Origin of the sequence: Bradyrhizobium guangzhouense (genome assembly GCF_004114955.1) — a bacterium.
Lineage (GTDB): Bacteria > Pseudomonadota > Alphaproteobacteria > Rhizobiales > Xanthobacteraceae > Bradyrhizobium > Bradyrhizobium guangzhouense.
In genome coordinates this window covers 540392-562894 of the sequence record NZ_CP030054.1, presented here as the reverse complement: position 1 = coordinate 562894, position 22503 = coordinate 540392, and the positions used below count along the sequence as shown (strand labels likewise).

Below are 22503 nucleotides of genomic sequence, written 5' to 3'. Positions count from 1 at the left end.
TATTTGGCTTACGCCAGAACCGCAGGGCGAAAGGATTCCGTCGGGATGCACCCCTGAAGCGGACGCCCGATGAATATCGCCGCGCGGCGCGCGAACAGGCAGCGCCAGGCAGTTCAGCCAACAGGATAATCCATGCAAACCTCACCCGAAAATAGAATTCCGCGGAATGCGAGCGGATCATGTCCTGGCCGCCCACCGGCAGAGCCTCGTTCCGGGGCCCCCGAAGCGGTTCGGAATCTTCATTGACAGATGATGTCACATATTGTTCTTTAATGCAAGAATATACAATAGGGCGCCAATGGACAATTCACCGGATGTGCACATCTGCGAAGTTGCACCGCGCGATGGCCTTCAAAACTTGGATGTCATTGTGCCAACAGGCGCAAAATGCGAGCTGATCAGTGCGATCGTCGCCGCGGGGGTGAGCGAGGTCGATGCGGGCTCATTTGTACCGGCTACGGTCGTGCCGCAATTCGGCGACGTTGGAGCAGTTGTTGCGCACGCGTTGACCCATAAGTCTACGACCATCGGCGCGGTCGTACCGAACGTTAAAGGTGCTGAGCGCGCGCTCGCGGCCGGAGTCAACAGCATGTATTTCGTGATCTCGGCGAGCGAAACGCACAACCGGGCGAATGTGCGCCGCACGATTGAGGAACAGCTCGAAGCATTCCGTGTAGTTCGTGCGAGGATCAACGCGCAAAAAGCTCCTGAGCGGCCGCATCTTGTGGGCGCTGTAGCGACAGCTTTTGGCTGCTCAATGGAAGGCGACGTCAGTGAGGCCGCGGTGTGTCGCCTTGTGCAGGGTTTCGCCGAGGCGGGTGCGGACGAGATCGGACTAGCAGATACCGTCGGCTACGGCACCCCAACGCAGGTTAAGCGGATCGTACGCGCGGTTCGCAACGAGACCGGCCCAAAAATGATGCTCAGGCTACATCTGCATGACACGCTTGGCGCCGGTCTTGCCAACGTCGTCGCGGGGCTCGAAGCGGATGTCCGGCGCTTCGATGCTGCTGTTTCGGGGCTTGGCGGCTGTCCCTTCGCACCGGGCGCACGGGGCAATATTGTGACTGAGGATCTCGTGTTCATGCTCGAACGGATGGGCCTCTCCACTGGGATCGATCTGGATCGGTTGATGGCGACACGCGAAATTCTCGCCCGGCACGTTGAGCAGAAGCACCTGACAGGTCATCTGCACGAGGCTGGAATTCCAAGGGTGTTGCGGAGGGTGGCATGATGGGCGGCAATCCCACATCAGGGCCGACAATTCCCCGCCCCCTCGAAGGCGTGCGCGTCGTTGAATTCAGTCAGATGGTCATGGGCCCTACCTGTGGGCTCATCCTCGCCGACCTGGGCGCCGATGTGGTCAAAGTCGAGCCGCTCAAGGGCGATCGCACTCGCTATTTCAAGGGGCCTGCCGCGGGTTTTTTTGCGACATACAGCAGGAACAAACGCAGCATCGCGCTCGACACGTCGAGCCCGGGAGGCAAACAGGTGGCGCGCCGGCTCACTGAGCGCAGCGATGTTTTGATCGAAAACTTCCGACCGGGTTTGATGAAGAGGGTCGGTCTCGACTACAATTCAGTGGCCGCATTCGCGCCGCGGCTGATTTATTGCTCACTCAAGGGATATCTCCCCGGACCCTACGAGAACCGTCTTGCGCTCGATGAAGTCGTTCAGATGATGGGCGGGCTCGCCTACATGACCGGCCTGCCGGGCCAGCCAATGCGCGCGGGCGCCTCAGTGAATGACGTCATGGGTGGCATGTTTGGGGTGATCGCGATCCAAGCCGCGCTCGCCGAACGACAGCGCACCGGCCGCGGTCGTTACATCCAAAGCGCCCTCTTCGAGAACAACGTCTTTCTAATGGCACAGGCGATGATGTGCGAGGTCGTCACCGGACGCCCTTCAATTCCGTACTCGGTGAAGGACAGTCCTTGGCCGATCTATGACCTGTTCGATACAAAGGACGGATCAAAGCTTTTCGTCACTGTCGTTGGGGAGGAGCAATGGCAGGCGTTCTGCCTCGCGTTTGATCGGGCTGCCTGGCTGAGCGATCCGCGTTTCATCACGGCTCAAGGTCGAGTTGATCATCGCGACTGGCTGATCCCGGAAGTCGCCAAGATATTTGGCGGCTGGAACAAGGCCGAACTTGCCGCGAAGCTGGAAGAACTTGAGCTGCCCTATGCGCCCGTGAACAAACCGGGTGATTTGTTCAGCGATCCCCACCTCAATAAATCGGGTGGTTTGACCGAGATCCGCTTGCCCGATGGCCGTAACACCAAAACCCCCTTGCTGCCGATATCGCTCGACGGCCGCCGCCTCGCAAATGGCAATGACCCGCCTCAGGTCGGCGAACATACACACGACATCCTCGGCGATATCGGGTTTTCGACAAACGAAATCGCTGCGTTAGAAAAAGCGGGGACAATCGCCTCGTCGGCCGTATGACGGATCTTAAGCGCCTGGTTCGCAACAAGCAGCAGGGGAGTAATGCATGACCATCACACGGCGCCGAGTCCTTGTTTCGGGCTCCGCATTTGCGGGCACCTCGTTGCTGCCGAGCCAGTCGCGCGCTCAAGGCAAGCCGGTCACCCTCGCCTTCGGCCCCACAACGCCAATCTATGCCATCGGCATGATCGCCGAGCTCAAGAACTATTTCAGGGATGAAGGACTCAATTCGAAACTGATTACAGGCAACTCGGGCAGTTTCGGTCGCCAGATGCTCGCTTCGGACCAAGCGATGTTCGCCCACGGTGACGCCAGTCACCCCCTTCAACTCACGGCGCGCGGCAAGGCATGCAAAATTCTGCTCGCAACTGAAATGGCGTGCTCGTACGCCAATGTTGTTGTGCGGCAAGACCTCTATGAAAGCGGCATCACGTCGCTCGAGAAGCTAGCGGCCTACAAGCGCCCAGACGGGGCCAAGCCGATCATCGCGGCCACGGCCATCGGATCGGGCAGTTGGGTCTATGGCACTTATCTGTTTGAAGCACGAGGGCTTGGCGGAAAAGTGAATTGGGTCGCTGGCGGCGGGCAGGAGATCATGTTTCCGTCTCTCGAAACCAAGCAGTTTGATGCCATCATGGCACCGCCAAGTTGGATCATCGAAATCAAGAAAAAGGGCTTTGGCACTCTGATCTACGATACCTCCCAACCGGGGATGTTTGAGAAAGATTTCGGGGGCACGGTTCCGGTGCTGGTCGTCTACACGCTGGCGGACACGATCGAGCAGGACAAGCCGACGGTACAGGCCTTCGTGAACGCGATTTATCGGGCGATGAAGTGGGTCAAAACGACGCCGCTCGCCGAAGTCCAGGCACTGGTTGCGCCCAAGTGGTTTTCTGGAATCGATCCCACCGCCGTTAGCGCAGAGCTTGGCTTTGACAAATTGACTTGGGCATATGACGGAAACATCGACAAAGCCGCCTATGATCGGGGCAGCAGAATTTGGTCCCGCAAGGGTACAGAAATTCCGGAGACTGCATACGAGGACGTTGTCGATATGAGCTTTCTCAATGTAGCGAAGGCAAAATACAAGTGATGTCCGCGCCTGGCCCCAGCCTCGCCGTTGCCCGAGAAACGACGAATGCGGACGCTGGTCGCACTCGGATTGCTGTGCAAGGACTAGTTAAGCGCTTCAGCGCCGGTCGAGGCGATTTTGCTGCCGTCGACAATGTATCATTCGAGGTTCGCCAAGGCGAATTCGTTGCCTTGCTCGGCCCCTCCGGCTGCGGAAAGAGCACGATCCTCAACATGGTGGCCGGGCTCTTGCCACATTCAGGCGGCCGAATTCTCGTCGACGGCGACTTAGTTGATACCGGCAAGGTAAATTCCAACGTCGGTTACGTGTTTCAGCGCGACACACTATTTCCTTGGCGAACGGTCGAGCAGAATATCGGCTACGGGCTCGAAATCTCCGGTATCACGAAGACGGAGCGTTCCGCGCGGGTTGCCGATGCGATTGGAAAGGCCGGGTTGACTGGCTTCGGCCAGAGCTTTCCTCGGATGCTTTCGGGCGGGATGCGTCAGCGGGTGGCCTTAATGCGCACCCTCATCCTCGAACCTGAAATTCTCCTGATGGATGAGCCTTTCGGCGCGCTTGATACTCATACCAAGCTGGAAATGCACAAGACATTGCTCGATATCTGGGAGCGCGAACGGCAGACTGTGCTGTTCGTAACTCACGACCTCGGCGAGGCGCTTACACTGGCCAGCCGCATCATCGTCCTGTCCGCAAGGCCCGGACGGCTGAAGGATGACTTCCAGGTGCCCTTTCCTCGTCCGCGAGATCCAGTCGGGTTGCGCGAAACGGCCGAATTCGGCCGCCTGTATTCTCACATCTGGCATTCGCTTGGCGAAGAGTTTCGCCGTACCAAGGCCGATTGATCATGGCTACCCGTCGTCAGGTGATCGTGCTCTGGCAGATCGCAATTTTCGCTTTTCTGCTTGTGATTTGGCAATGGGGCTTTGAATGGAGCAAAGCAGTTCTGCCAAGAGCCTATGTTCCCAAGATTCTCGACCCGTATTTCGTGGCGAAGCCGTCATTGATCTGGCAGAGCTTCTTGCGGCTTAGCTGCCTCAACGACCCATCGGATTTTCTGGTCTGCTTCAGGAATGCCGATAACAATCTTTGGATAGCGACGCTTGTCACGCTGAAGAATACTTGGTGGGGATTTCTGTTCGGCTCGGCCGCCGGCATCGTCGTTGGCCTCCTCCTCGGACGCTCGGACGTTCTTGCGCGCATATTTGGACCGTTCATTCTGGCGTTCAATTCGATCCCACGCATCGCGCTCGTGCCACTGATCATTCTCATGTTTGGCCTTGGCGATGTGTCGAAGGTGGTGACCGCCGCACTCGTCGTGTTCTTCATCGTGTTCTTTAATACGTTCGAAGGCACGCGGGCGGTCGACAGAGATCAAATTGCCGCCGCCCGCCTATTGGGCGCGAGCGAGCTGACCATCTTGCGTACCGTTGTCATTCCGTCTGCGCTGGCCTGGGTGTTCGCGTCTCTGCTCCCTGCAGTGTCGTTTGCACTTGTCGGCGTGATCGTCGGAGAGTTTATCGGCGCTGAACGTGGCCTCGGCAAGCTCATCATTGAGGCAGAGGCACGCGCCAATGCCAGCGAAATGATGGTCGCGATCTTTATAATGATGATCGTCGGAACCATGCTGGCGCTGCTTGTACAATATTTGCAATCATACCTCTTGCGTTGGCAGCCGCAGTTCGAAAGATCTGCATAAATCGTCGACCGGCAGATGATGGAACAGCGACGATGAATGCGCAATTTGGCACGCTCGCAGCGCGGGTGGGCGGCGGTGAACGTCTCAGCTTAAGTTGCCAAGCCGAGCTGATGGGGGATGTCCGGATCAGGCGGGAGGTTCCGAGTCGTCTCGTCGTCGAGCCAAATCGCAACCCCTGCAGGCGCAGTCGTCCCACTAAGAGATCCCTGGTCAGAGCTCACCCCTTGTCTGATCGGTCTGACTAAGGACGCCCGCGATGGCCAACAATGACTACGATCCAACAGCAGAAGGCGCAGAAACGAATTTCGCTGCGCGGATGTCCTATAGCGATTATCTGCGATTGGAGACCATTCTCAGCGCGCAGCATCCGCTGTCGGATGCGCACGATGAGATGCTGTTCATTGTGCAGCATCAGGCCTCGGAGCTCTGGATGCGACTTGCCATTCATGAATTGGGTGCGGCCCGCGACGCGATTGCACGCGACGCCGTCGCGCCGGCAATGAAAATGCTGGCGCGCGTCTCACGTATCTTCGAACAGTTGAACAGCGCATGGGACGTGCTGCGCACGATGACGCCAAGCGAGTATACGCATTTCCGGGCGAAGCTCGGACAGTCGTCCGGCTTCCAATCCCGTCAGTACCGCCTCATCGAATATGTTTTGGGCAATCGCAATCCAGCCATGCTGAAGCCGCACGCGCATGATGCGGAGGCGACACGGCTTCTTGAGAGGGAGCTCACAATCCCAAGCCTGTACGACGAGGTGCTGCGCCTCGGCAACCGCAAGGGGCTTGCGATTCCGCGCTCCGTACTGGAACGTGATGTCCGTGAAACGCATCGCCTCAACGATGCAGTGGTCGAGGCCTGGCGCTGTGTCTATGAGGCGCCGGAAACGCATTGGCTGCTCTACGAGCTTGCTGAGAAGCTCGTCGACTTCGAGGACTATTTCCGCCGTTGGCGCTTTAACCATGTGACCACCGTGGAGCGCATCATCGGCTTCAAACGAGGTACGGGAGGCACCGGCGGCGTCAGCTATCTCAAGCGAATGCTGGAGGTCGAACTATTCCCGGAACTCTGGCGCGTCCGAACGGTCCTATGAGCACTACAGAAAACAGATTGCGCGTTTACGAACAGACAAAGCCGCTGTTCAACATTCCGGACGGTGTGACATATCTGGATGGCAATTCGCTTGGTCCGCTGCCGCTTAGCACGGCTGATCGAATGGGCCGCGTCATCCAGCAGCAGTGGGGCGTCGAGCTGATCCGCGCCTGGAATACTGCCGGCTGGTATGTGCAGCCGCGCAAGCTGGGTGATCGGATTGCACGGCTTATTGGCGCTGAAACTGGGTCTGTCACCGTTGGCGATACGCTGTCGTTGAAGGTCTATCAGGCGCTCTCCGCCGCGCTCGAGATGAATCGTGATCGCAAAATCGTGTTGTCGGATACCGGCAATTTCCCGACCGATCTTTATATGGCCGAAGGCTTGATCGCGACCTTGGGACGCGGGCACCAATTGCGGCTCGTTCGGCCTGAGGAGATAGAGGAATCGCTGTCCGAGGAAATCGCGGTGCTCTATATCACGGAGGTGGACTATCGCACGGGGCGGCGTCATAACATGGCCGAGCTCACCGCAAGAGCCCACGCACTGGGCATCGTCACTGTCTGGGACCTCGCACATTCTACCGGCGCGTTGCCCGTCGATCTCGCACGCGTTGGCGCCGACTTCGCGGCCGGATGCACCTACAAGTATCTCAACGGCGGCCCTGGGGCGCCGGCGTTTCTCTACATTGCGCCGCGCCATGCTGATCACGCGCGGCCTGCTCTGTCGGGCTGGATGGGCCACGCCAAGCCCTTCGCCTTCGATCTCGGCTATGCACCAGCAGTTGGCATTGAGCGCATGAGGATCGGCACTCCGCCCGTGCTCGCTATGGCAGCGCTGGAAGCCTCGCTCGATATCTGGGACCGCATCGACATGCATGAAGTCCGCGCTCGCTCGCTCGAGCTCGCCGATCTGCTGATTGGCGAAGTCGAGCGTCTCTGCCCGCAGCTCAGGCTGGTGACGCCGCGCTCGCATGAAGAGCGAGGCTCACAGGTTTCGTTCGCATTTGAAAGGGGCTACGCAGCGATGCAAGCCCTGATTGCCCATGGCGTGATCGGCGACTTTCGGGCGCCCGACATCATGCGGTTCGGTATCACCCCGCTTTATATCGGCAAGGCCGAAGTGATGAGAGCAATCGAGGTGATCGAGCGGGTATTTACGCGGGAGCTTTGGCGGCGGCCAGAATATGACGTTGTGCATGCCGTGACATGAGCGCTTAGCAATGCGTGCGTCTCCACCAAGTCTGCTCACACACAATACCCTGCTGCGAGATAGCAGGTACTCGTCTGGCGGGTGTCCCTTTCCCCGACACAAAATCGTGTTACAGTCTGTGCATACTAGTGCTCGCTGGGATTTTGCATCACCTTCCCTTGGCTGGCTAAACGCCGCTCGCATCGGTTTTTCAAGCGGGCGGCGTTTTTGCCTTTTTGTGTTTACCGCCTTGAGCCAAACGAAAAAGCCCCGGTTTGCCGCCGGGACCTCCCTTTTCCGATATACGCATTTAAGCTGTGTCGGGTGGGACTGAGGAAGCACCCGACGATCTCCGCCTAACCGCGGTGTCCTAATTCATCGTTACGGAGTCCGAATTAGGATTGAACCTACAGATAGGCATGCATGCCGTTCCCGAGCGCCCCCGGCGAGGAGCTCCGCTCCTCGTTCCGCGACGGATCGAAGCAGGATGGAGTGCGTCGTTTCGGCGTAGAGAAGAAGGGAGTGTTCGAATGAACGGTGCCTTCTGGTTATTGCTCTTACTAGCCCGGCTTATCGGTGTCGGAAACGACTGAAACTCCGAAATTTGAGCGGGATCACCCTAACGTTTTTTGGAACGACTAAAATGCGCGAGCACCTAGTGGTTCAGCTCAGTGATTTTGACTCTTTGCGGTGGCTGGATAGGCGCGGCCGAGTTTGGCGCGTGCTTTGTCAGGTTGCGAACATCCACTTGATGCGAGCTCGAGTTTTGCTTCGCCGGCTTTGCCATGCTGCGATCTCGTTTCGGGACCTTTTGGGGTCGTCGATGCGGCGGCCAAGACACTGGCGCTGAAACACGCTGATCTCGCACTCGACCATGATGAGCCAACTGGCGTGTTTCGGGGTGTAGTGACCTGCCGGCCAAGCCGTCTGGCCCCCTCGCCCGCAACCGTCGAATTTTTTGGTCGCGCGCCTTCCGGCGCCGTCGTCGCAATGCCCACTTCCCGATCGAAATTATTTCGAAAAATGATAAGAAAAGGCGCGTCACGGAAAGCGACCAGAAAGATCTGCTGTCATCGGCAAATCAAGCAGACTTCATGATCTTCACGGTCCCGAACGGTATGCTACAATGTGCATTACACGGAGTGCCCAAGCCCCATCTTTCGTCGACGTGACCTGCCACTCATCATGTGGGACAAAACGGCGTGTGGCAGTTTTAGCCTACCGATCAAATAGCCTTGTGCTGCGTTGCAGCCGAGTTTGGGCAACCACGACCATTGCTGCTCCGTTTCGATACCCTCGGCCAGCAGCGGTATTCCAAGACTCCTGGTCCTGCTCACGATGGCACGCATGATCGCGTCGGAGCGCTGGTTGGTTCCAAGCTCCGCGACGAAGGGGCGATCGACTTTGATGCGATCGAATAGGAAAGCGTGGAGGTAATCGACTGACTTGGCTTCACGAGGAATACCACGCCTATCTGCAGGCTGCTGACGAGCCGCGTCGCGGCGACCTCGATAGCCGAGGCAATCTTACGATGGCAGGGCTTCTTGATTTCTGCAAATTCTTCCTGGCCACCTGTGTTGACCAGGTCAACTTCATGGCCGGGCTTTTGGAGCCGGAAGAATTACTGAGGCGGATGGAGATTTGGACCGAGGAGGAGACGCGTGCAAAGCGCCTTCCAAAGGGTTCATGGCCTTTGCTGCGCGAAGCGGTCATGGCGGGCGAATATGCTCGGGGCCCTGCGCGCGGCCTCACCGGCTACAAAGAGCGCCAGGCGCGGGCGGTGCTCAACTCCCTTATTGAAAAGGGTTACCTCGTCTCGTCCACAACACGCTCGCCGGTGAAGCTCGGCTTCCCAACTGCGGTTGTCGATCGTTGGTTTCCAACACTGTATCAGCCAACCGCTTAGAGCCACACGCCAGCCCGCTGCAGATTCGGTCCTGTTACCGCCGCCTCAGAAATTCCGGTATCGAAGGCGGAACCCTGGGGTCAACATTGGGTGTAACCGGCATGAGCCCCCCACCTGGGCATCGCGCGAATGAGCTGCGATACAGCCTGGCATGAACTGTTTTTTGGAGGTGGGCTATGGCAGATGCCATGCATGAAGCCAGGCTTGATGCCAGGCAGGAAAGCGGCTCCTATCGTCGGATCGAGGTGATCACAGGGCAGCGTCGACGACGGCGCTGGACGGCTGAAGAGAAGGCTCGGATCGTGGCCGAGAGCTTCGAGGAAGGGGCCAATATTTCCGAGGTCGCTCGGCGCCATGGCGTTGTCCGTGGGTTGCTGACGGTGTGGCGGCGCAAGTTCGCGACGGCAGTGAGCTTTCAGGCGCCAGGCTTCGTGCCGGTCCGGATCGCTTCCGAGAGCGGTCCGGCGACGGCAGACGAGTCGGACCGGTTAGCGTGCGCGCATAAGGTGCCGCCGCAGATGGCATCGGCTCCAGGCAAGCTTGGCGGAATGATCGAGATCGAGCTGGGCGGGGCACGCATCCGGGTCGAGCCCGGAGTGGAGCTGGCGACGCTTTCGACAGTGCTATCGGCGCTTCGGGGCATCCGTTGATTGCATTACGGTCTGACCTCAAGGTGGTGCTGGCGGCACAGCCAGTCGACTTTCGCAAGTCGGTGCACACGCTGTCGGCGCTGGTGAGCGAAGCGTTGCACGCGAACCTCGTATTGCGGCGACATCTTCGTGTTCCGCAGCAAGCGCGCGGACAGAGTGAAGCTTCTGGCATGGGATGGTAGCGGCATGGTGCTGGTGACGAAGTGGCTGCACCAGGGACACTTCACCTGGCCGCCGGTCCGCGACGGCGTGGTGCATCTGAGTGCGACACAACTCGCGATGCTGCTCGACGGACTTGAGTGGACGCGTGTTTCACACAAGCCTGTGAAGCAGCCGGCCGTTGTCGGCTGAGAGGCGAAGATTTTGCTGGAGCCTGTGATGGGCGGATATATCGTTCGATCATGGCGATTCGTCCCGAAGCTCTTCCGACCGATGCAGCGGCTCTGGCCGAGATGGTGCTCGCGCTTGACGCCGAGAACGAGAAGCTACGTGTGGCGATGCAGACGCTGAAGGAGATGATCTTCGGCAAGCGCTCAGAGCGGCTGGCGGCGATCGTGGCCGAGCAGCTCGCGCTCGAACTGGACGATCTCGCGACTGGCGTCACATCACCTGCGCCAGCCAACGACGATTTGCCTGCGACGAAGCCGGCTGGGAAGCCGCGCAAGAAGGCGAGGCGCAACATCGGCGCGCTACCCAAGCATTTGCCTCGCTGCGAGCAGGTGCTCGAGCCAGACACGACAGCGTGCCCGTGCTGCCAGGGCCTTCTGCACCGGATCGGCGAGGATGTGAGCGAGGTACTGGACGTGATCCCGGCGATCCTGCGGGTACTGCGCACGATTCGTCCCAAATACGCCTGCCGCGGCTGCACCGACGGCGTGGTGCAGGCGAAGGTGCTGCCGCGTCTGATCGACAGCGGCATGGCATCGACGGCACTCGTGGCTCACGTGGTGATCTCGAAGTTCGCCTGGTATCTGCCGCTGTACCGCCAGGTGCAGATCCTGGCCGGTCAGGGCCTTCATCTCGACCGCGCGACGCTCGCCGGCTGGGTGAAGCGTGCGGCATGGTGGCTTAAGAGTCTTTATGAGCTTCAGCTGCGGACGATCCAGGCTTCGCCGCGGCTGTTCTGCGACGAGACGCCGATGCCGGTGCTCGATCCCGGACGACATCGCACTCGTATCTGCCAGTTCTGGGCGCATGCGATGGATGATCGCCCATGGGGTGGCCCATCGCCGCCGGCGGTCGCCTATGTGTTTGCGGATGGCCGCGGCACCGAGGAGATCGCCGGGCAATTGGCCGGCTTCTCCGGCATTCTGCAGGTGGATGGCTATGCCGCCTACAAAGCGCTTGCCCGCGGTCAAGGCGGGGCGATCCAGCTGGCTTTTTGTCTCGCGCATGCCCGACGCAAATTCGTCGAGGTGTACAAGACGATGCAGTCGCCGTTCGCTCACGAAGTGATCGAGCGCCTGCAAGCGGTCTACGCCATCGAGGCCGAGATCCGTGGCTTGAGCGCCGAACAGCGGCTTGCCGCCCGCCGCACCAGGTCCGCACCGCTGATGGAGGTGCTGAAGGCGCGACTGACCTCGATGCTCGACCACCTGTTCTCCCAATCGAAGCTAGTGGAGGCCATCAACTATACGCTCAATCACTGGGACGGACTGACGCTATTTCTCCGCGATGGCCGCGTCGAGGTCGACAGCAACACCGTCGAGCGTTCAATGCGCCCGATTGCGATGGGGCGCCGTAACTCATTGTTCAGCGGCAGCGAGGGCGGCGCCGAGAGCTGGGCAATCCTTGCGTCGCTGGTCAATACGGCAAAGCTCCACGAACTCGATCCGCAGGCCTATCTGGCCGATGTGCTGGAGCGCATCGTCTCCGGTCAGACCAAGAGCCACCAGCTGCACGAACTTCTCCCCTGGAACTGGAAGGCGACCCGCGAGCTCAGCGCACGGGTGGCCGCATGACCCGCCGCCGCCGTTCATCATCTTCATCATCGATGGCGGCAGCCGCGATGCCGCTCGACGAACTTGAGCCTTGGCTACAGGCTCGTGCCGAGCAGCATCCCGTCGCCACCAGTCTTCCCATGCTCGACGGCTATGTCGCCGCGATCGTGGCCGGGCCGGTGTCGATGAGTCCGCTCGACTGGATCTGTCCGCTGCTCGCCATCGACGCCGACGCATTCAACCATGGCGGCACGCCGGAGTTCGCCGCGATTTCGGCCGTCGCGCTGCGCCACAACGACATCAGTAATGTTCTTTCCACCGCACCACATCGGTTCGCACCGGTCCATGGCCGCAAGCCGAATGGCGACGTTGATGCGCGGCCGTGGTGTCAGGGATTCCATGCCGCCATGCGGTTGCGACTATCAGCCTGGGGCCCACTGCTCGACGTCAGCAACATACACCACGGCTTGCTCCTGCCCATCCTGCTGCATTGCGTCGACGATCAAGGGCGTCCACTGCTTGGACCACCAAGGAAAGGCCGCGAGACCGAGGAATTCCTGCGCAACGCCCATGCCGACATTCCGGACGTCGTCGAGGCCATGCGTCAGTACTGGATGCCGACCCGCTACGCTCGCACAGGCTGATCACTGCAGACGTGGGAGCTCATACCGGTTACCATTGGGTTGACAGTCTACACATAGTGTGTATAAATACACACTATGAAAAGCCGGGAAATTATCTCGATCCTTCAAGGGGATGGATGGTTTGAGGTGGGCCGGAAAGGCAGCCATGTGCAGTTCAAACATCCATTCAAGAAGGGTCGCGTAATTGTTCCGCACCCCGAACGGGATGTCCCACTCGGGACACTGAAGAGTATTGAAAAGCAGTCAGGTCTCAAACTGAGGTAAGCGCCATGCGTAACTATATTGGTCTTATCCATAAGGATGCCGACAGCGATTTCGGCGTCTCATTTCCAGACTTCCCCGGAGTGATCACGGCAGGCAAAAGCCTTGATGACGCTCGTGCTATGGCAGAGGAAGCCCTCACCCTTCATATCGAGGGTCTTGCTGAAGATGGAGAAGCCATTCCGGAGCCCTCTACTCTAGAGGATGTTATGGCAGATCCTGATCATCGAACTGGGGTAGCTATTTTGGTGTCGGTCAAACCCGAACAACCAAAGGCTATACGTGTGAATGTCACCCTTCCTGAGGACGTTCTGAATCAGATCGACAAATATGCTGAAGCGCACGGCTTTACGAGATCGGGCCTCCTAACTCAGGCCGCGAAGAGACTCATAGGAGAAGCAGCCTAAATCAAGGCTCTGAGTTCATTCGAAAAAGACCGCAATACGATCAGACGGACGCATTGCGGAATGGGCACCGCTATGTGGGCCGATGCGATGTTGACGCTGTTCAAAGCGACATGCCGAGACGCAGGTTGAATTCTGCCGATCGGCACGAGCGTGGTCCCCGGCACTGTTACGTTGCACCCCCGGACTCCTCGGCACTCCGAGCCTGCGCGCCTTGATCTGCGTCGACAGCACCGTGAGCCACGTTCGATGGAACGAGGCGTGGGATTGCAGTTTGATGGCGAAAGCATTTGGACGAGGTGAATTCCGGCTCCGGCAGCAATTCGGTTGCGGGGGCCGATTTCGTTGTCAGACGGCCAGCCGTAGGCTCAACGGATAGCCAATACCGAATAAAGGCCGGCGGCGTGGACAGTGGTCGGCCAGTTGCGACGGATGCGAAGAAGGCCGCGGTTGAACATGACGCGAGCATCCATGGCCGTGGACCACCTGGACGATCCGCTTAGCTCTCGCGGCATAGTTTGCCTGCCCATAGTTCCAAATTTGCCAGTTCTAAATTTTTCATCCGCCAATACCGGCATAAGAGAACGGATTTATTTCGATGAAGCAGCCGGAGCGCCTCTTCGATTCTGAGCCGCAGCCATCTTCCGGAATTCGCTCTATGGCCCCTTGGGGCCGACCGAGATCTTGTCAGGACCGACCTCGGGACTGACGTTTGCGAGAACCGGCTCTTCGCCGAACGGGCGGTTGATGATGGCAAGCGCCTCCGAGGCGGCGTACGCGGTTGCGCGCGTAGCCGGTCCGCTCCCGTAGGATGCCCACCTCTTCCAGCTGCGCGATGCCCTGGTTGATCTGGGCGGTAGAGATGTCGAGAAGTTCGCGGAGCCGTTTCGCCGTCACGACCGGATAGTTGTGAAGCTCGTCCAGCGCCCGAAGAGCCGCAGAAACCCTTACGGAATTTCCGGCGACCCCTCCAGCGTTCGGACAACTCCGACAGCGCCTGCCGGGTGCGGATGAGCTCTTCAACGGTGGCGGTCACGGCGTCGGCCATGAACGTGATGATCGGCTCCCAGTCGAGCCGCTGCTGGGCGTTCTTGAGGGATGCGTAGTACGTGCCCTTCTTGCTTTCGATGTAGGGAGAAAGGTACAGCGGTACACGCTTCTCCGCCGCCATCATGAGCGGGAGGAGGAGACGACCCACGCGACCGTTGCCGGCGCGAAAGGGGTGTACCGCTTCGAAATGGGCGTGCGCAATGGCCATGCGCGTGATGAACCCTTGAGTCATCTGCTGCATGCCCTCGTTCCGGAGGTAGTCGACCGCCTGAGCGAGGCAATCTGGCACGTCGGGTGGGGGTGGAGGATTTATACTTGAATATGCGATGTCTTTGTTCCCGCCGATCCAGACTACGCGCGTTCGGAAGTCGCCGGGATCGTCCTGATAATCCGGGTCGTCCTTCATCACGCGCGATGGAGATCCTTGATCGATCAATAGTGAAGACGCCGTAGCCAAGCTCGGTGGCCCGCGGGACAAACCTATCGAGGGCGACGGCGTAGCTGCAGACCTGGCGTGCCTCGTTGCGGGCGCCGTCATCGCCCGTCTCTTCGACGGAAAGCAGTTCGTCGAGAGTGCTCTGGGTGCCTTCGATCGACGAGGAACTGACCGCCTCGCGCCTGGTAAGGATGGCGTTGACCGTCCCGAATGCCGCTTGTGCCGCTTCCAGGGCTTTCGCTGCACCGGGGGCGAATACGCCGTCCTCTGGAGGTGCCGGTGGAACGATCCCGTAGTGGGAATCGTAGGGTGGCGGAAGCCGTTTTAGGGTTTCCCGGATGGTGCGGCTGAGATCGCTACGCTTCATGGAACCCAAACTAAGAGGCTAATTTTGCTAGTTATATTTTGGGTTGTTGCAAAAAACCATAACACACCGCGATCGCTGAGGCTTTATTTTGGTTCGCAAGGAAGCAATTCCCTCGTGTTTATGAGTTCCGGCCTTTGCAAAGCGGGTTGATGGATCTGAGGCTCTCAAAGTCTCTTTCGTTATCGGTCCACGATGGATCCGTTCGCCTCTCGGCTATGGCAGCGATGATCGTCTAGGCAGCTAGGTTTTTCGCAGTTTCTTGCGCGGGCGGGAACGCCGCAGGGCCTGGGCCGGGCGGCCTAGTCAAGAGCCGGCCCGGCGAAGGCCGCGCGCAAGCGAAATTCGTCCGCGCTTCATCGATAATTTTACTTATCATGATGGCTGCTTGATAACAATACTGATCGGTCAGCTTGAGACATGTCGGCGTTTCGATATATAATACAGATCGAATGACTTATTTGATCAGGATAATATATTGTGACTTACCAAAGTGAAGAGCTCATCAAAGCCGCCTCCGCTCAGCGCGCAAAGGCGGGCATGAGCCAACGCGCGCTGGCGGCCCGCGCGGGTATGACCCAGGCGCACATCTCGCAAATCGAGACCAGTCGCCTCGAACCGGGCCTGTCGAGCTTCATGCAGATGGCGCGGGCGCTCGACCTGGAGCTCGTCCTTGTGCCGAAGAAACTTCTTCCCGCGATAGAGGGCTTACTGCGATCAAACGCTGCCGAATTCTCGTCCGAACAAGGATCGTCGGATGTCTTCAGCAAGGCCGAACGCATCGTCTCTGGTCAAAGGAAACGCTATGGCAGTTCAGCCACCCTCGACCGCATCGCCGAATATTTTCGCTTTCTGAAACAGGTCCATCTTTCAAAAACCGACCTGGCACTTGTCTCAGATATCGTCGAGAGCCTGCGTCCCTATAGCGTCGAACCTATACCCAGGGCTCTGCTGGAAGATTCTGCAGGCGCGTTACAGGGTGTACGCAACAGGGTCGCTCATCCCGAAGAAGCCCCTCGCCCCGCCTACGCTCTCGACGATGAGGACGACGATGCCTGACGTATCCGTTCTAAATGTCCACCTGCACGATACCCCGATCGCGACTCTCACACTCGTGCAGGGCGATCGTTCGCTGCTCGCCTTCAATCAGACCTACATCGATGACGCCCACCGTTCCACCTTGAGCCTGTCTTTCAAGGACTCGTTCGGGAATCTGCTCACCTCGTTCAAACCGTATCAACAAGTTCTCGCGCCATTCTTCTCCAATCTTCTGCCGGAAGGGCCGCTTCGTCGCTATCTTGCGGAACGGGCGGGCGTGAAGGAACGGCGCGAGTTCTTCCTCCTGTGGATGCTGGGCCGAGACCTTCCGGGTGCCCTGTCGGTCCACCCGGCCGATGGAGACGCGCTGCCCCCCCAGGTCGAGGAGAATCTTACGCCCGATAAACGGCAGAACATGATGCGCTTCTCGCTTGCGGGCGTGCAGCTGAAGTTCTCCGCGCTCAAGAATGATCCCAAGAAGGGCGGACTCACTATTCCGGTCGAAGGTGTCGGCGGTTCATGGATCGTCAAGCTACCGTCACATCAGTATATCGGCGTGCCTGAGAACGAATACTCCATGATGACCCTGGCGAAGGACATCGGCATGGATGTGCCCGAGCTTCAACTGATCGACGTCGAGGCAATCAAAGGTCTTCCGGACGGAATCGGCGAACTCGAGGGGCGGGCGTTTGCCGTGAAGCGGTTCGACCGCACGGCTGATGCTCCGGTCCACATGGAGGATTTCGCTCAGGTATTCGGCGTCTTTCCGGATGAAAAATACGACAAGGCGAATTACCGAAGCATCGCGCGTGTCCTCGGCATTGAGACTGGTGAGGCCGACCTCGCCGAGTTCGTCCGACGACTCGTATTCAGCACACTGATCGGCAACGCCGACATGCACCTGAAGAACTGGTCATTGATCTACCCTGATGGGCGGACACCCGTCCTGTCGCCCGCCTACGATCTGCTCTCGACTATTGCGTACATCCCGGACGACAAGATGGCGTTGAACTATTCGCGCACGAAGAAGATGGCCGAATTCTCAAAGGACGAGCTGGCGCATCTGGCTGCCAAGGCGAAGATGTCGGAGACGCTTGCGCTCGAAACGGCTGCGGAAACGGTGCAGCGCTTCAAGAAACTTTGGAAGGAGCGCAAGACAGAACTCCCGCTGCAACGACAAGTCATCGAAGTCATCGATGCACATACCGAGACGATCCCGATCTACAAGGAGCTCTAAGGCTTGAATAGCCGGGGTTTCTGACAGAATAGAGTGAGAGACGCTTCCTTCCCACTGGTTATTTGAATTCGATGAAGTCCCTGCGCGCGGACTGTGGGGTCAGGCGAGCCTCGCCCGGCGCTGGATATGAAATTCTTGAGTTGCGAGTAGACCGTCATTGACGGTTTCTATCAGATCTATGCGTCGATCCCAGCGAAGTTGCCTCCATCGCGTTACGCACCTACGCCGCAACGTTAGTCGCATTGATGGCGGAGCGGGAGCGAATGCATGCACTGTCCTCAATGCACAAAGAGGAGGTAGCTGCGATCAGCGTTGCGCCGATTGCTCGTCTCGTCGGTCCAGCCGACGGCACGGCGATAGCTGCCCATCACCCCGGCCTCCTTGACGGTGACAAGATCGACCCGCTCTGTCTCATCGGCAAAAGGGGAGACGTAGAGCGCGTCCTCAGGACAATAGAGCTCGCAGAGGAAGCAGGTCTGGCAATCGCTCTGCCGCGCGATCACCGGAAGCCCGTCCGTTTTGTCGAATACGTTGGTCGGACATACCGCGACACAAATGTCGCAAGAGGTGCAGCGCTCGCTATCGATGACCTCGATCATTCCGCAGCCTCCGCGTAAGCCGCCTCGGCATGGGGCCGGACGGCGGTCCAGACTTCGTCAAGGCCGCCCGATGTCAGGTAGTGGCGCTGCCGATGGTCCTGCTCGGGGAAATCGTCACGACGATGCATGCCGCGGCTTTCCTGACGCGCCAGTGCGCTGCGGTACATCCATCGCGCTGTGGCCAGCATCGCCGCGCTTTCACGCGTGCGGAGCAATTCGGCCGCGCCGGCAGCGCCTGCTTCCGAGACATCGCGCCAGGCGGCATCGAGGCGCGCCAGCGCACCACCGAGCCGTGAGGCCTCGCGGAAATAATTCAGCTCATAGGGGAAGACCTCGTCCTGGACGGCTCGCGCCAGCGCGGCCGGCTCGAATGCGCGCCGCGACCGGCTCCGGAGGCCGACCGTTCCAGCCGAGGACAGCTCTCGACCGTCAGCGGCTTGCCGCGCGTAGTCCGCGGCGCCCTGCCCGGCCAGCGTCCCCGACGTCATCGCCCAGGCGGCGTTGTGGCTGCCGCCGCCGGTGAAGCCACCGCAGATCAATTCGCGCGTCGCCGCATCTCCGGCGGCATAGAGCCCGGGGACGGTGGTTGCGCAGGTCTCGTCGACGATGCGAAGGCCGCCGGTGCCACGCACGGTGCCTTCCAGTCGCAGCGTAACCGGAAAACGATCCTTGAACGGATCGATTCCGGTGCGGTCGAAGGGCAGGAAGAAATTCGGTTGCGAGGCCCGCATGTGCAGCTGGACGTCCGCGTCGGCCTTGTCGAGCCGCGCATAGACCGGCCCCCCGAAGCAGGGCTCGGGCAATCGCGGAACGACCGCCTTTGGATGCAGCACCAGCTGCCGTCTTCATAGGTGAAGTTGGCCCAGCCATAGAACAGCGTCTTGGTGACCGAGCCGAACGCCGGCGAGATCGCGTAGGGATTGGAAAACTCCATGCTGCTGAATTCGGCGCCGGCTTCGGCGGCCATGAGATAGCCGTCACCGGTGAGCACGTTCGAACCTAGCGTCTTGCTCAGAAACGCACAGCCGCCGGTCGCAATCACCACCGCTTTGGCGCGCACGGTCCAGCGATCCTGCTTCTGGCGACGCAGGCCGCTCGCGCCCGCAACCGCCCCGGCCTCGTCGAGCAATAATTCCAGCGCCGGGCTGTGATCGAGGACGGTGACGCCGGCCTGCTTGGTCCGCTTGCGCATCAAGCGCATATATTCGGGGCCTTGCAGCGAGTTGCGCTGCGACTTGCCGTGGTCATCCACGGGATAGGGATAGCCCCATTCGGCGAGGCGATTGCTCTGCTGAAAAGTGAGATCGAGCGTGCGGACCATCCAGCGGCGGTCCTGAAGATATCCGCCGAGCTTCTCGCGGCTCGCCATCGACGCCTCGCGGTCAGTCGGCGTGGGATCGACGTACCAGACGCCGGTTCCCGCCGCCGCGGTCGAGCCCGAGGTGCCGCAAAAGCCCTTATCGGCGAGAACAACACGCGCGCCGCGTTCGGCCGCGCTTACCGCTGCCCAGGTGCCCGCGGGCCCGCCACCCAGCACCAGCACGTCTGCATCATATTCGACCGATCCTGAAGGTGCGGACCTACGCTCGGCGCGATGGATTTGGTTGGTCATTGAACACGTCCCCAAGTTCGAACCATTACAATTGGCGCGCTCACGCCGAAACCGGCGCCTTCCAGCGCATGAAGCGCCGCTCGATCACCTCGAGCACAGCGTTGAACGCCAGCCCGATCACAGTGATGCCCAGGATGCCGAAATACATCTGCGGGATCAGGAAGCTGTACTGGCTGTTGATGATGAGATAGCCGAGCCCCGCCTTCGCCCCGACCATCTCGGAGGCGACCAGCACCAGCATGGCAGAGGCGCTGGCGAGGCGAATGCCGACGAAGATGGTCGGAAGCGCTGCCGGAAGAATGACCTTGCGGAACAATTGCTGCGGGCTCGCGCCCATGGTGCGCGCCGACTTGATCAGGAGCGGATCGACCTGCTTGACGGCGGCGATCGTGTTGAGCAGCAGCGGCCAGGCGCAACTGTAGATTACCATCGTGATCTTCGACATCTCGCCGATGCCGAGCAGCAGGATGAAGACCGGCAGCAGCGCCAGCGGCGCGGTGTTACGGCAGATTTCGATGAACTGGTTCAGGAGATTGCCGAGCCGCGCGTACCAGCCGACGAGAAGGCCAAGCGGAACGATCAAGGCAACCGAGATCAGAAACCCGCTCAAGGCACGCAGCAGGCTTGCTGACACGTCGTCATAGAGCTCGCCGCTCTGTGCGAGCTGCCAGCCGGCGGCAATCACCTCGGAGAACGGCGGCAGGAATACCGGATCGACCACCCCAAGTCGCGGGGCAACCTCCCACACCGACAGCAGCACGATGAGCAGCAGCGAGCGATGCCCCAATGCGCCGAGCGCGCGCAGGGCAGCATGAAGCCGGCCGGCGATCCGTGGGGATGCGCGATCTCCGCCTGACAACGCGTTCGGACGCCCATGCGCGAGCTCCAGCAGCGTCAGCGTTTCAAGGCTAGACATGCGCGATCTCCTTCACGTCACTGTTGCCGCGACGGACATCGGCGGGGCGGCTCGATTGTCCCTGCTGCGCCTTCTGCACCTCTTCCCGGAGCAGGCTCCATATCTCGTGCCTGACCTGACCGAACTCCGGCAGCGAACGCACGTCCTCATCTTCGCTGCGCAGCGAGGCCGGAATGTCGAAGATTTGCTTGATCCGGCCCGGGCGCGAGGTCATCACGGCCACGCGTTGGCCAAGCGCTACGGCCTCGTCTATGCCATGGGTGATAAAGACGATGGTCTTGCCGGTGGCGCGCCAGATCCGCAGCAGCTCGGTCTGGAGCGTCTCGCGCGTCTGGGCATCCAACGCGGCAAACGGCTCGTCCATCAGCAGCACCTCGGGATCGTAAGCAAGACTGCGGGCAATCGCGACGCGCTGCTTCATGCCGCCGGAGAGCTCGTGCGGATAGCGGCTGGCAAATCCGGACAGGCCAACGAGGTCGAGGAAATGCCGCGCGATCTCGCGTCGCTGCGCGGCCTTCAGCCCGGCGATGTCGAGCCCGAACTCGACATTCTCCAGGGCGGTGCGCCAGGGAAACAGCGCGTATTGCTGGAACACGATGCCGCGGTCGCGGCCGGGCCCTTTGATCTGCCGCCCGTCGAGCAGGATGCGGCCGCTGGTCGGCGTCGTCAGCCCACCCAACAGATCGAGCAGGGTCGATTTCCCGCAGCCGCTGGGACCGACCAGGGCCAGGAACTCACCAGTGCGAACATCGAGCGTGATGTCCTCGAGGGCGGTGAAACGGCCCAACGGGCCGCCTCCCTCGCCGCGCGTCACGAATTCCTTGCGGACGTGTTCGAAGCTGATTTTGATCGGGCTCGCTTGGGTCACTGGGCCTCCGCCGTCTTGCCGGGACGGAAATAGTTGAAGGCGTTGGTGTAGGTCTCGGAGGCCTTGACCTGGCCCGGCTTGAACAGACCGTCCTTCTCCAGCCAGTCGATCCACACCTGGATCTCGGCATCCGAGATCACCCCGCCTTTGCTCGCGACGCCCGTGCTCTTCCAGTATTTGATCGGCGTCGCGTCCTCATTACGTTTGCGCTCCGCGATGATGCGCCCGAAGCGCGCGCGCACCTCCTCGGGCGGCGTCGACTGCGCCCAAGCGATGGCGCGCGAAATGCCCTCGATCAGCTTGCGTGAGGCCTCCGGATTGTCCTTGATGAACTTGTCGCGCAGGACGTAGGAGCCGCCGGTGAAATTGCCGAACAGACCGGTGTCGTTGAACAGCGAGTGGATGCCGCCACGCTCCAGTGCCTTGTCGCGCAGCACGCCGCTAAGGGTGCTCACTTCGACCTGGCCCTGGCGTAAGGCCTGTTCACCGCTGACCGGCGGGATCGCGACCAGCGTCACCTGCTTGGCTTCCGCTGATGTCAAGCCGTTGCGGGCGAGATATTCGCGGAGCACAAATTCCAGATGGGCACCGAGCGTATTGACGGCGACCTTCTTGCCGATCAGGTCGCGCGCGGTCTTGATTGGGCTGTCGTCCCTGACGAAGTAGCCGTTATAGGTGTTGGCGTCCGAGCCGTAATAGCCGACCACGGCCTTGATGGGCGCCTTTGCCGCGATCAGCTTGAGGATCGCGCCGTAGAAAGCCCCGCCGATGTCGATATCCCCGGTCACCACGGTCTGGATGTCCTGTGGGCCGCTGATGGTGTTGCCGACCCATTTCAGCTTCAGGGGCGCCAGATAGCCGAGGTCGTCGGCGAGCTCGATGAAGGTCACCTGCCCCGCCCAGCCCTGATACCGGATCTCGCTCTTGTCGAGCGGCGGCTCGGCGAAGGCGGGAGCGGCAAGGCCCAATGCCAGCGCGCTGACAAGCAGCCGCCGTGCGGCGCTCCGTGCAGCACGATGCCGCGCTTGAAAAAATTGAAACAGAGAGTTCAT

At 60.1% G+C, this 22503-nt stretch carries 21 protein-coding genes and 4 pseudogenes; 16 read left to right on the top strand and 9 right to left on the bottom strand.

All coding sequences use genetic code 11. From position 1 onward, the window contains the following. Positions 1-298: 298 nt before the first annotated feature. The 7 genes from XH91_RS36640 (at position 299) to kynU (ending at position 7547) form a co-directional block, all read left to right on the top strand. The gene (locus tag XH91_RS36640) at positions 299-1234 is read left to right on the top strand and encodes a hydroxymethylglutaryl-CoA lyase (protein WP_128929962.1); all 936 of its coding nucleotides are present in this window, start codon (positions 299-301) and stop codon (positions 1232-1234) included. Then, the gene (locus tag XH91_RS36635; RefSeq protein ID WP_128955189.1) at positions 1234-2448 is read left to right on the top strand and encodes a CaiB/BaiF CoA transferase family protein; all 1215 of its coding nucleotides are present in this window, start codon (positions 1234-1236) and stop codon (positions 2446-2448) included. The genes XH91_RS36640 and XH91_RS36635 overlap by 1 nt, the downstream gene beginning before the upstream one ends. Before the next feature lie 46 nt (positions 2449-2494). Further along, positions 2495-3541 carry an ABC transporter substrate-binding protein gene (locus tag XH91_RS36630; RefSeq protein WP_128929961.1) on the top strand — a complete coding sequence of 349 codons (1047 nt, stop codon included), beginning with the start codon at positions 2495-2497 and terminating at the stop codon, positions 3539-3541. Further along, on the top strand, positions 3541-4386 hold the full coding sequence (locus XH91_RS36625; protein WP_164933581.1) for an ABC transporter ATP-binding protein: 846 nt from the start codon (positions 3541-3543) through the stop codon (positions 4384-4386). The genes XH91_RS36630 and XH91_RS36625 overlap by 1 nt, the downstream gene beginning before the upstream one ends. Before the next feature lie 2 nt (positions 4387-4388). Beyond that, entirely contained in the window at positions 4389-5240 is an 852-nt protein-coding gene (locus XH91_RS36620; protein WP_128929959.1) for an ABC transporter permease, read from the top strand. Positions 5241-5496: 256 nt separating this feature from the next. After that, positions 5497-6336: a tryptophan 2,3-dioxygenase gene (gene kynA / locus XH91_RS36615; protein ID WP_128929958.1), complete on the top strand. Its 840-nt coding sequence runs from the start codon at positions 5497-5499 to the stop codon at positions 6334-6336. After that, positions 6333-7547, top strand: a complete 1215-nt coding sequence (gene kynU / locus XH91_RS36610; RefSeq protein ID WP_128929957.1) for a kynureninase — start codon at positions 6333-6335, stop codon at positions 7545-7547. The genes kynA and kynU overlap by 4 nt, the downstream gene beginning before the upstream one ends. A 647-nt stretch (positions 7548-8194) precedes the next feature. Here the strand turns inward: kynU and XH91_RS39790 are convergent. Next, positions 8195-8435, bottom strand: a pseudogene (locus XH91_RS39790) (IS630 family transposase); the annotation flags it as partial. A 224-nt stretch (positions 8436-8659) separates the two neighbouring features. Then, entirely contained in the window at positions 8660-8989 is a 330-nt protein-coding gene (locus XH91_RS36605) for an EAL domain-containing protein (RefSeq protein WP_128930197.1), read from the bottom strand. Positions 8990-9057: 68 nt separating this feature from the next. On the opposite strand from XH91_RS36605, the gene XH91_RS36600 reads away from it, so the two are divergent. From XH91_RS36600 to XH91_RS36570, 7 genes and pseudogenes are all read left to right on the top strand, one after another. Further along, the gene (locus XH91_RS36600) at positions 9058-9432 is read left to right on the top strand and encodes a hypothetical protein (RefSeq protein WP_188637391.1); all 375 of its coding nucleotides are present in this window, start codon (positions 9058-9060) and stop codon (positions 9430-9432) included. Between the two features lie 176 nt (positions 9433-9608). Next, a complete protein-coding gene (gene tnpA / locus XH91_RS40295; RefSeq protein ID WP_128929538.1) occupies positions 9609-10082 on the top strand; it encodes an IS66-like element accessory protein TnpA in 474 nt (157 codons plus the stop codon). Continuing rightward, positions 10079-10433: pseudogene (gene tnpB / locus XH91_RS36590) on the top strand (IS66 family insertion sequence element accessory protein TnpB). The gene tnpA and the pseudogene tnpB overlap by 4 nt, the downstream one beginning before the upstream one ends. Positions 10434-10483: 50 nt before the next feature. Continuing rightward, positions 10484-12043, top strand: a complete 1560-nt coding sequence (gene tnpC / locus XH91_RS36585) for an IS66 family transposase (protein ID WP_128929539.1) — start codon at positions 10484-10486, stop codon at positions 12041-12043. Continuing rightward, positions 12040-12666 carry a UPF0149 family protein gene (locus XH91_RS36580; protein ID WP_232995571.1) on the top strand — a complete coding sequence of 209 codons (627 nt, stop codon included), beginning with the start codon at positions 12040-12042 and terminating at the stop codon, positions 12664-12666. The genes tnpC and XH91_RS36580 overlap by 4 nt, the downstream gene beginning before the upstream one ends. Before the next feature lie 75 nt (positions 12667-12741). Then, entirely contained in the window at positions 12742-12930 is a 189-nt protein-coding gene (locus XH91_RS36575) for a type II toxin-antitoxin system HicA family toxin (protein ID WP_128929956.1), read from the top strand. 5 nt (positions 12931-12935) lie between these two features. After that, positions 12936-13334: a type II toxin-antitoxin system HicB family antitoxin gene (locus tag XH91_RS36570; RefSeq protein WP_128929955.1), complete on the top strand. Its 399-nt coding sequence runs from the start codon at positions 12936-12938 to the stop codon at positions 13332-13334. A gap of 496 nt (positions 13335-13830) precedes the next feature. On the opposite strand, the gene XH91_RS39780 is transcribed toward XH91_RS36570, so the two are convergent. Both XH91_RS39780 and XH91_RS39775 read right to left on the bottom strand, forming a co-directional pair. Beyond that, positions 13831-14787 (bottom strand): Fic family protein, encoded by a 957-nt coding sequence (locus XH91_RS39780; protein ID WP_232995664.1) that lies wholly within the window; start codon positions 14785-14787, stop codon positions 13831-13833. A 136-nt stretch (positions 14788-14923) separates the two neighbouring features. Beyond that, a pseudogene (locus XH91_RS39775) lies at positions 14924-15184 on the bottom strand (Fic/DOC family N-terminal domain-containing protein); the annotation flags it as partial. A gap of 537 nt (positions 15185-15721) precedes the next feature. On the opposite strand from XH91_RS39775, the gene XH91_RS36560 reads away from it, so the two are divergent. Further along, the gene (locus XH91_RS36560) at positions 15722-16240 is read left to right on the top strand and encodes a helix-turn-helix domain-containing protein (RefSeq protein WP_249798546.1); all 519 of its coding nucleotides are present in this window, start codon (positions 15722-15724) and stop codon (positions 16238-16240) included. Then, on the top strand, positions 16233-17456 hold the full coding sequence (locus XH91_RS36555) for a type II toxin-antitoxin system HipA family toxin (RefSeq protein WP_128929953.1): 1224 nt from the start codon (positions 16233-16235) through the stop codon (positions 17454-17456). The genes XH91_RS36560 and XH91_RS36555 overlap by 8 nt, the downstream gene beginning before the upstream one ends. 278 nt (positions 17457-17734) lie before the next feature. Here the strand turns inward: XH91_RS36555 and XH91_RS36550 are convergent, their stop codons facing one another. The 5 genes and pseudogenes from XH91_RS36550 to XH91_RS36530 form a co-directional block, all read right to left on the bottom strand. After that, positions 17735-18055 carry a 4Fe-4S dicluster domain-containing protein gene (locus tag XH91_RS36550; protein WP_128929952.1) on the bottom strand — a complete coding sequence of 107 codons (321 nt, stop codon included), beginning with the start codon at positions 18053-18055 and terminating at the stop codon, positions 17735-17737. Then, a pseudogene (locus tag XH91_RS36545) lies at positions 18052-19667 on the bottom strand (FAD-dependent oxidoreductase). The gene XH91_RS36550 and the pseudogene XH91_RS36545 overlap by 4 nt, the downstream one beginning before the upstream one ends. Before the next feature lie 40 nt (positions 19668-19707). After that, positions 19708-20583 carry an ABC transporter permease gene (locus tag XH91_RS36540; protein WP_128929951.1) on the bottom strand — a complete coding sequence of 292 codons (876 nt, stop codon included), beginning with the start codon at positions 20581-20583 and terminating at the stop codon, positions 19708-19710. Beyond that, positions 20576-21451 (bottom strand): ABC transporter ATP-binding protein, encoded by an 876-nt coding sequence (locus XH91_RS36535; RefSeq protein WP_206733218.1) that lies wholly within the window; start codon positions 21449-21451, stop codon positions 20576-20578. Before XH91_RS36535 ends, XH91_RS36540 begins: the two co-directional genes overlap by 8 nt. Continuing rightward, positions 21448-22503 carry an ABC transporter substrate-binding protein gene (locus XH91_RS36530; protein ID WP_128929950.1) on the bottom strand — a complete coding sequence of 352 codons (1056 nt, stop codon included), beginning with the start codon at positions 22501-22503 and terminating at the stop codon, positions 21448-21450. The genes XH91_RS36535 and XH91_RS36530 overlap by 4 nt, the downstream gene beginning before the upstream one ends.

Coding starts and splice junctions, on each gene's coding strand:
- XH91_RS36640 (WP_128929962.1), top strand. CDS start 299: ATGGACAATTCACCGGATGTGCACATCTGCGAAGTTGCACCGCGCGAT.
- XH91_RS36635 (WP_128955189.1), top strand. CDS start 1,234: ATGGGCGGCAATCCCACATCAGGGCCGACAATTCCCCGCCCCCTCGAA.
- XH91_RS36630 (WP_128929961.1), top strand. CDS start 2,495: ATGACCATCACACGGCGCCGAGTCCTTGTTTCGGGCTCCGCATTTGCG.
- XH91_RS36625 (WP_164933581.1), top strand. CDS start 3,541: ATGTCCGCGCCTGGCCCCAGCCTCGCCGTTGCCCGAGAAACGACGAAT.
- XH91_RS36620 (WP_128929959.1), top strand. CDS start 4,389: ATGGCTACCCGTCGTCAGGTGATCGTGCTCTGGCAGATCGCAATTTTC.
- kynA (WP_128929958.1), top strand. CDS start 5,497: ATGGCCAACAATGACTACGATCCAACAGCAGAAGGCGCAGAAACGAAT.
- kynU (WP_128929957.1), top strand. CDS start 6,333: ATGAGCACTACAGAAAACAGATTGCGCGTTTACGAACAGACAAAGCCG.
- XH91_RS36600 (WP_188637391.1), top strand. CDS start 9,058: ATGGCAGGGCTTCTTGATTTCTGCAAATTCTTCCTGGCCACCTGTGTT.
- tnpA (WP_128929538.1), top strand. CDS start 9,609: ATGGCAGATGCCATGCATGAAGCCAGGCTTGATGCCAGGCAGGAAAGC.
- tnpC (WP_128929539.1), top strand. CDS start 10,484: ATGGCGATTCGTCCCGAAGCTCTTCCGACCGATGCAGCGGCTCTGGCC.
- XH91_RS36580 (WP_232995571.1), top strand. CDS start 12,040: ATGACCCGCCGCCGCCGTTCATCATCTTCATCATCGATGGCGGCAGCC.
- XH91_RS36575 (WP_128929956.1), top strand. CDS start 12,742: ATGAAAAGCCGGGAAATTATCTCGATCCTTCAAGGGGATGGATGGTTT.
- XH91_RS36570 (WP_128929955.1), top strand. CDS start 12,936: ATGCGTAACTATATTGGTCTTATCCATAAGGATGCCGACAGCGATTTC.
- XH91_RS39780 (WP_232995664.1), bottom strand. CDS start 14,787: ATGAAGGACGACCCGGATTATCAGGACGATCCCGGCGACTTCCGAACG.
- XH91_RS36560 (WP_249798546.1), top strand. CDS start 15,722: ATGAGCCAACGCGCGCTGGCGGCCCGCGCGGGTATGACCCAGGCGCAC.
- XH91_RS36555 (WP_128929953.1), top strand. CDS start 16,233: ATGCCTGACGTATCCGTTCTAAATGTCCACCTGCACGATACCCCGATC.
- XH91_RS36550 (WP_128929952.1), bottom strand. CDS start 18,055: ATGATCGAGGTCATCGATAGCGAGCGCTGCACCTCTTGCGACATTTGT.
- XH91_RS36540 (WP_128929951.1), bottom strand. CDS start 20,583: ATGTCTAGCCTTGAAACGCTGACGCTGCTGGAGCTCGCGCATGGGCGT.
- XH91_RS36530 (WP_128929950.1), bottom strand. CDS start 22,503: ATGAACTCTCTGTTTCAATTTTTTCAAGCGCGGCATCGTGCTGCACGG.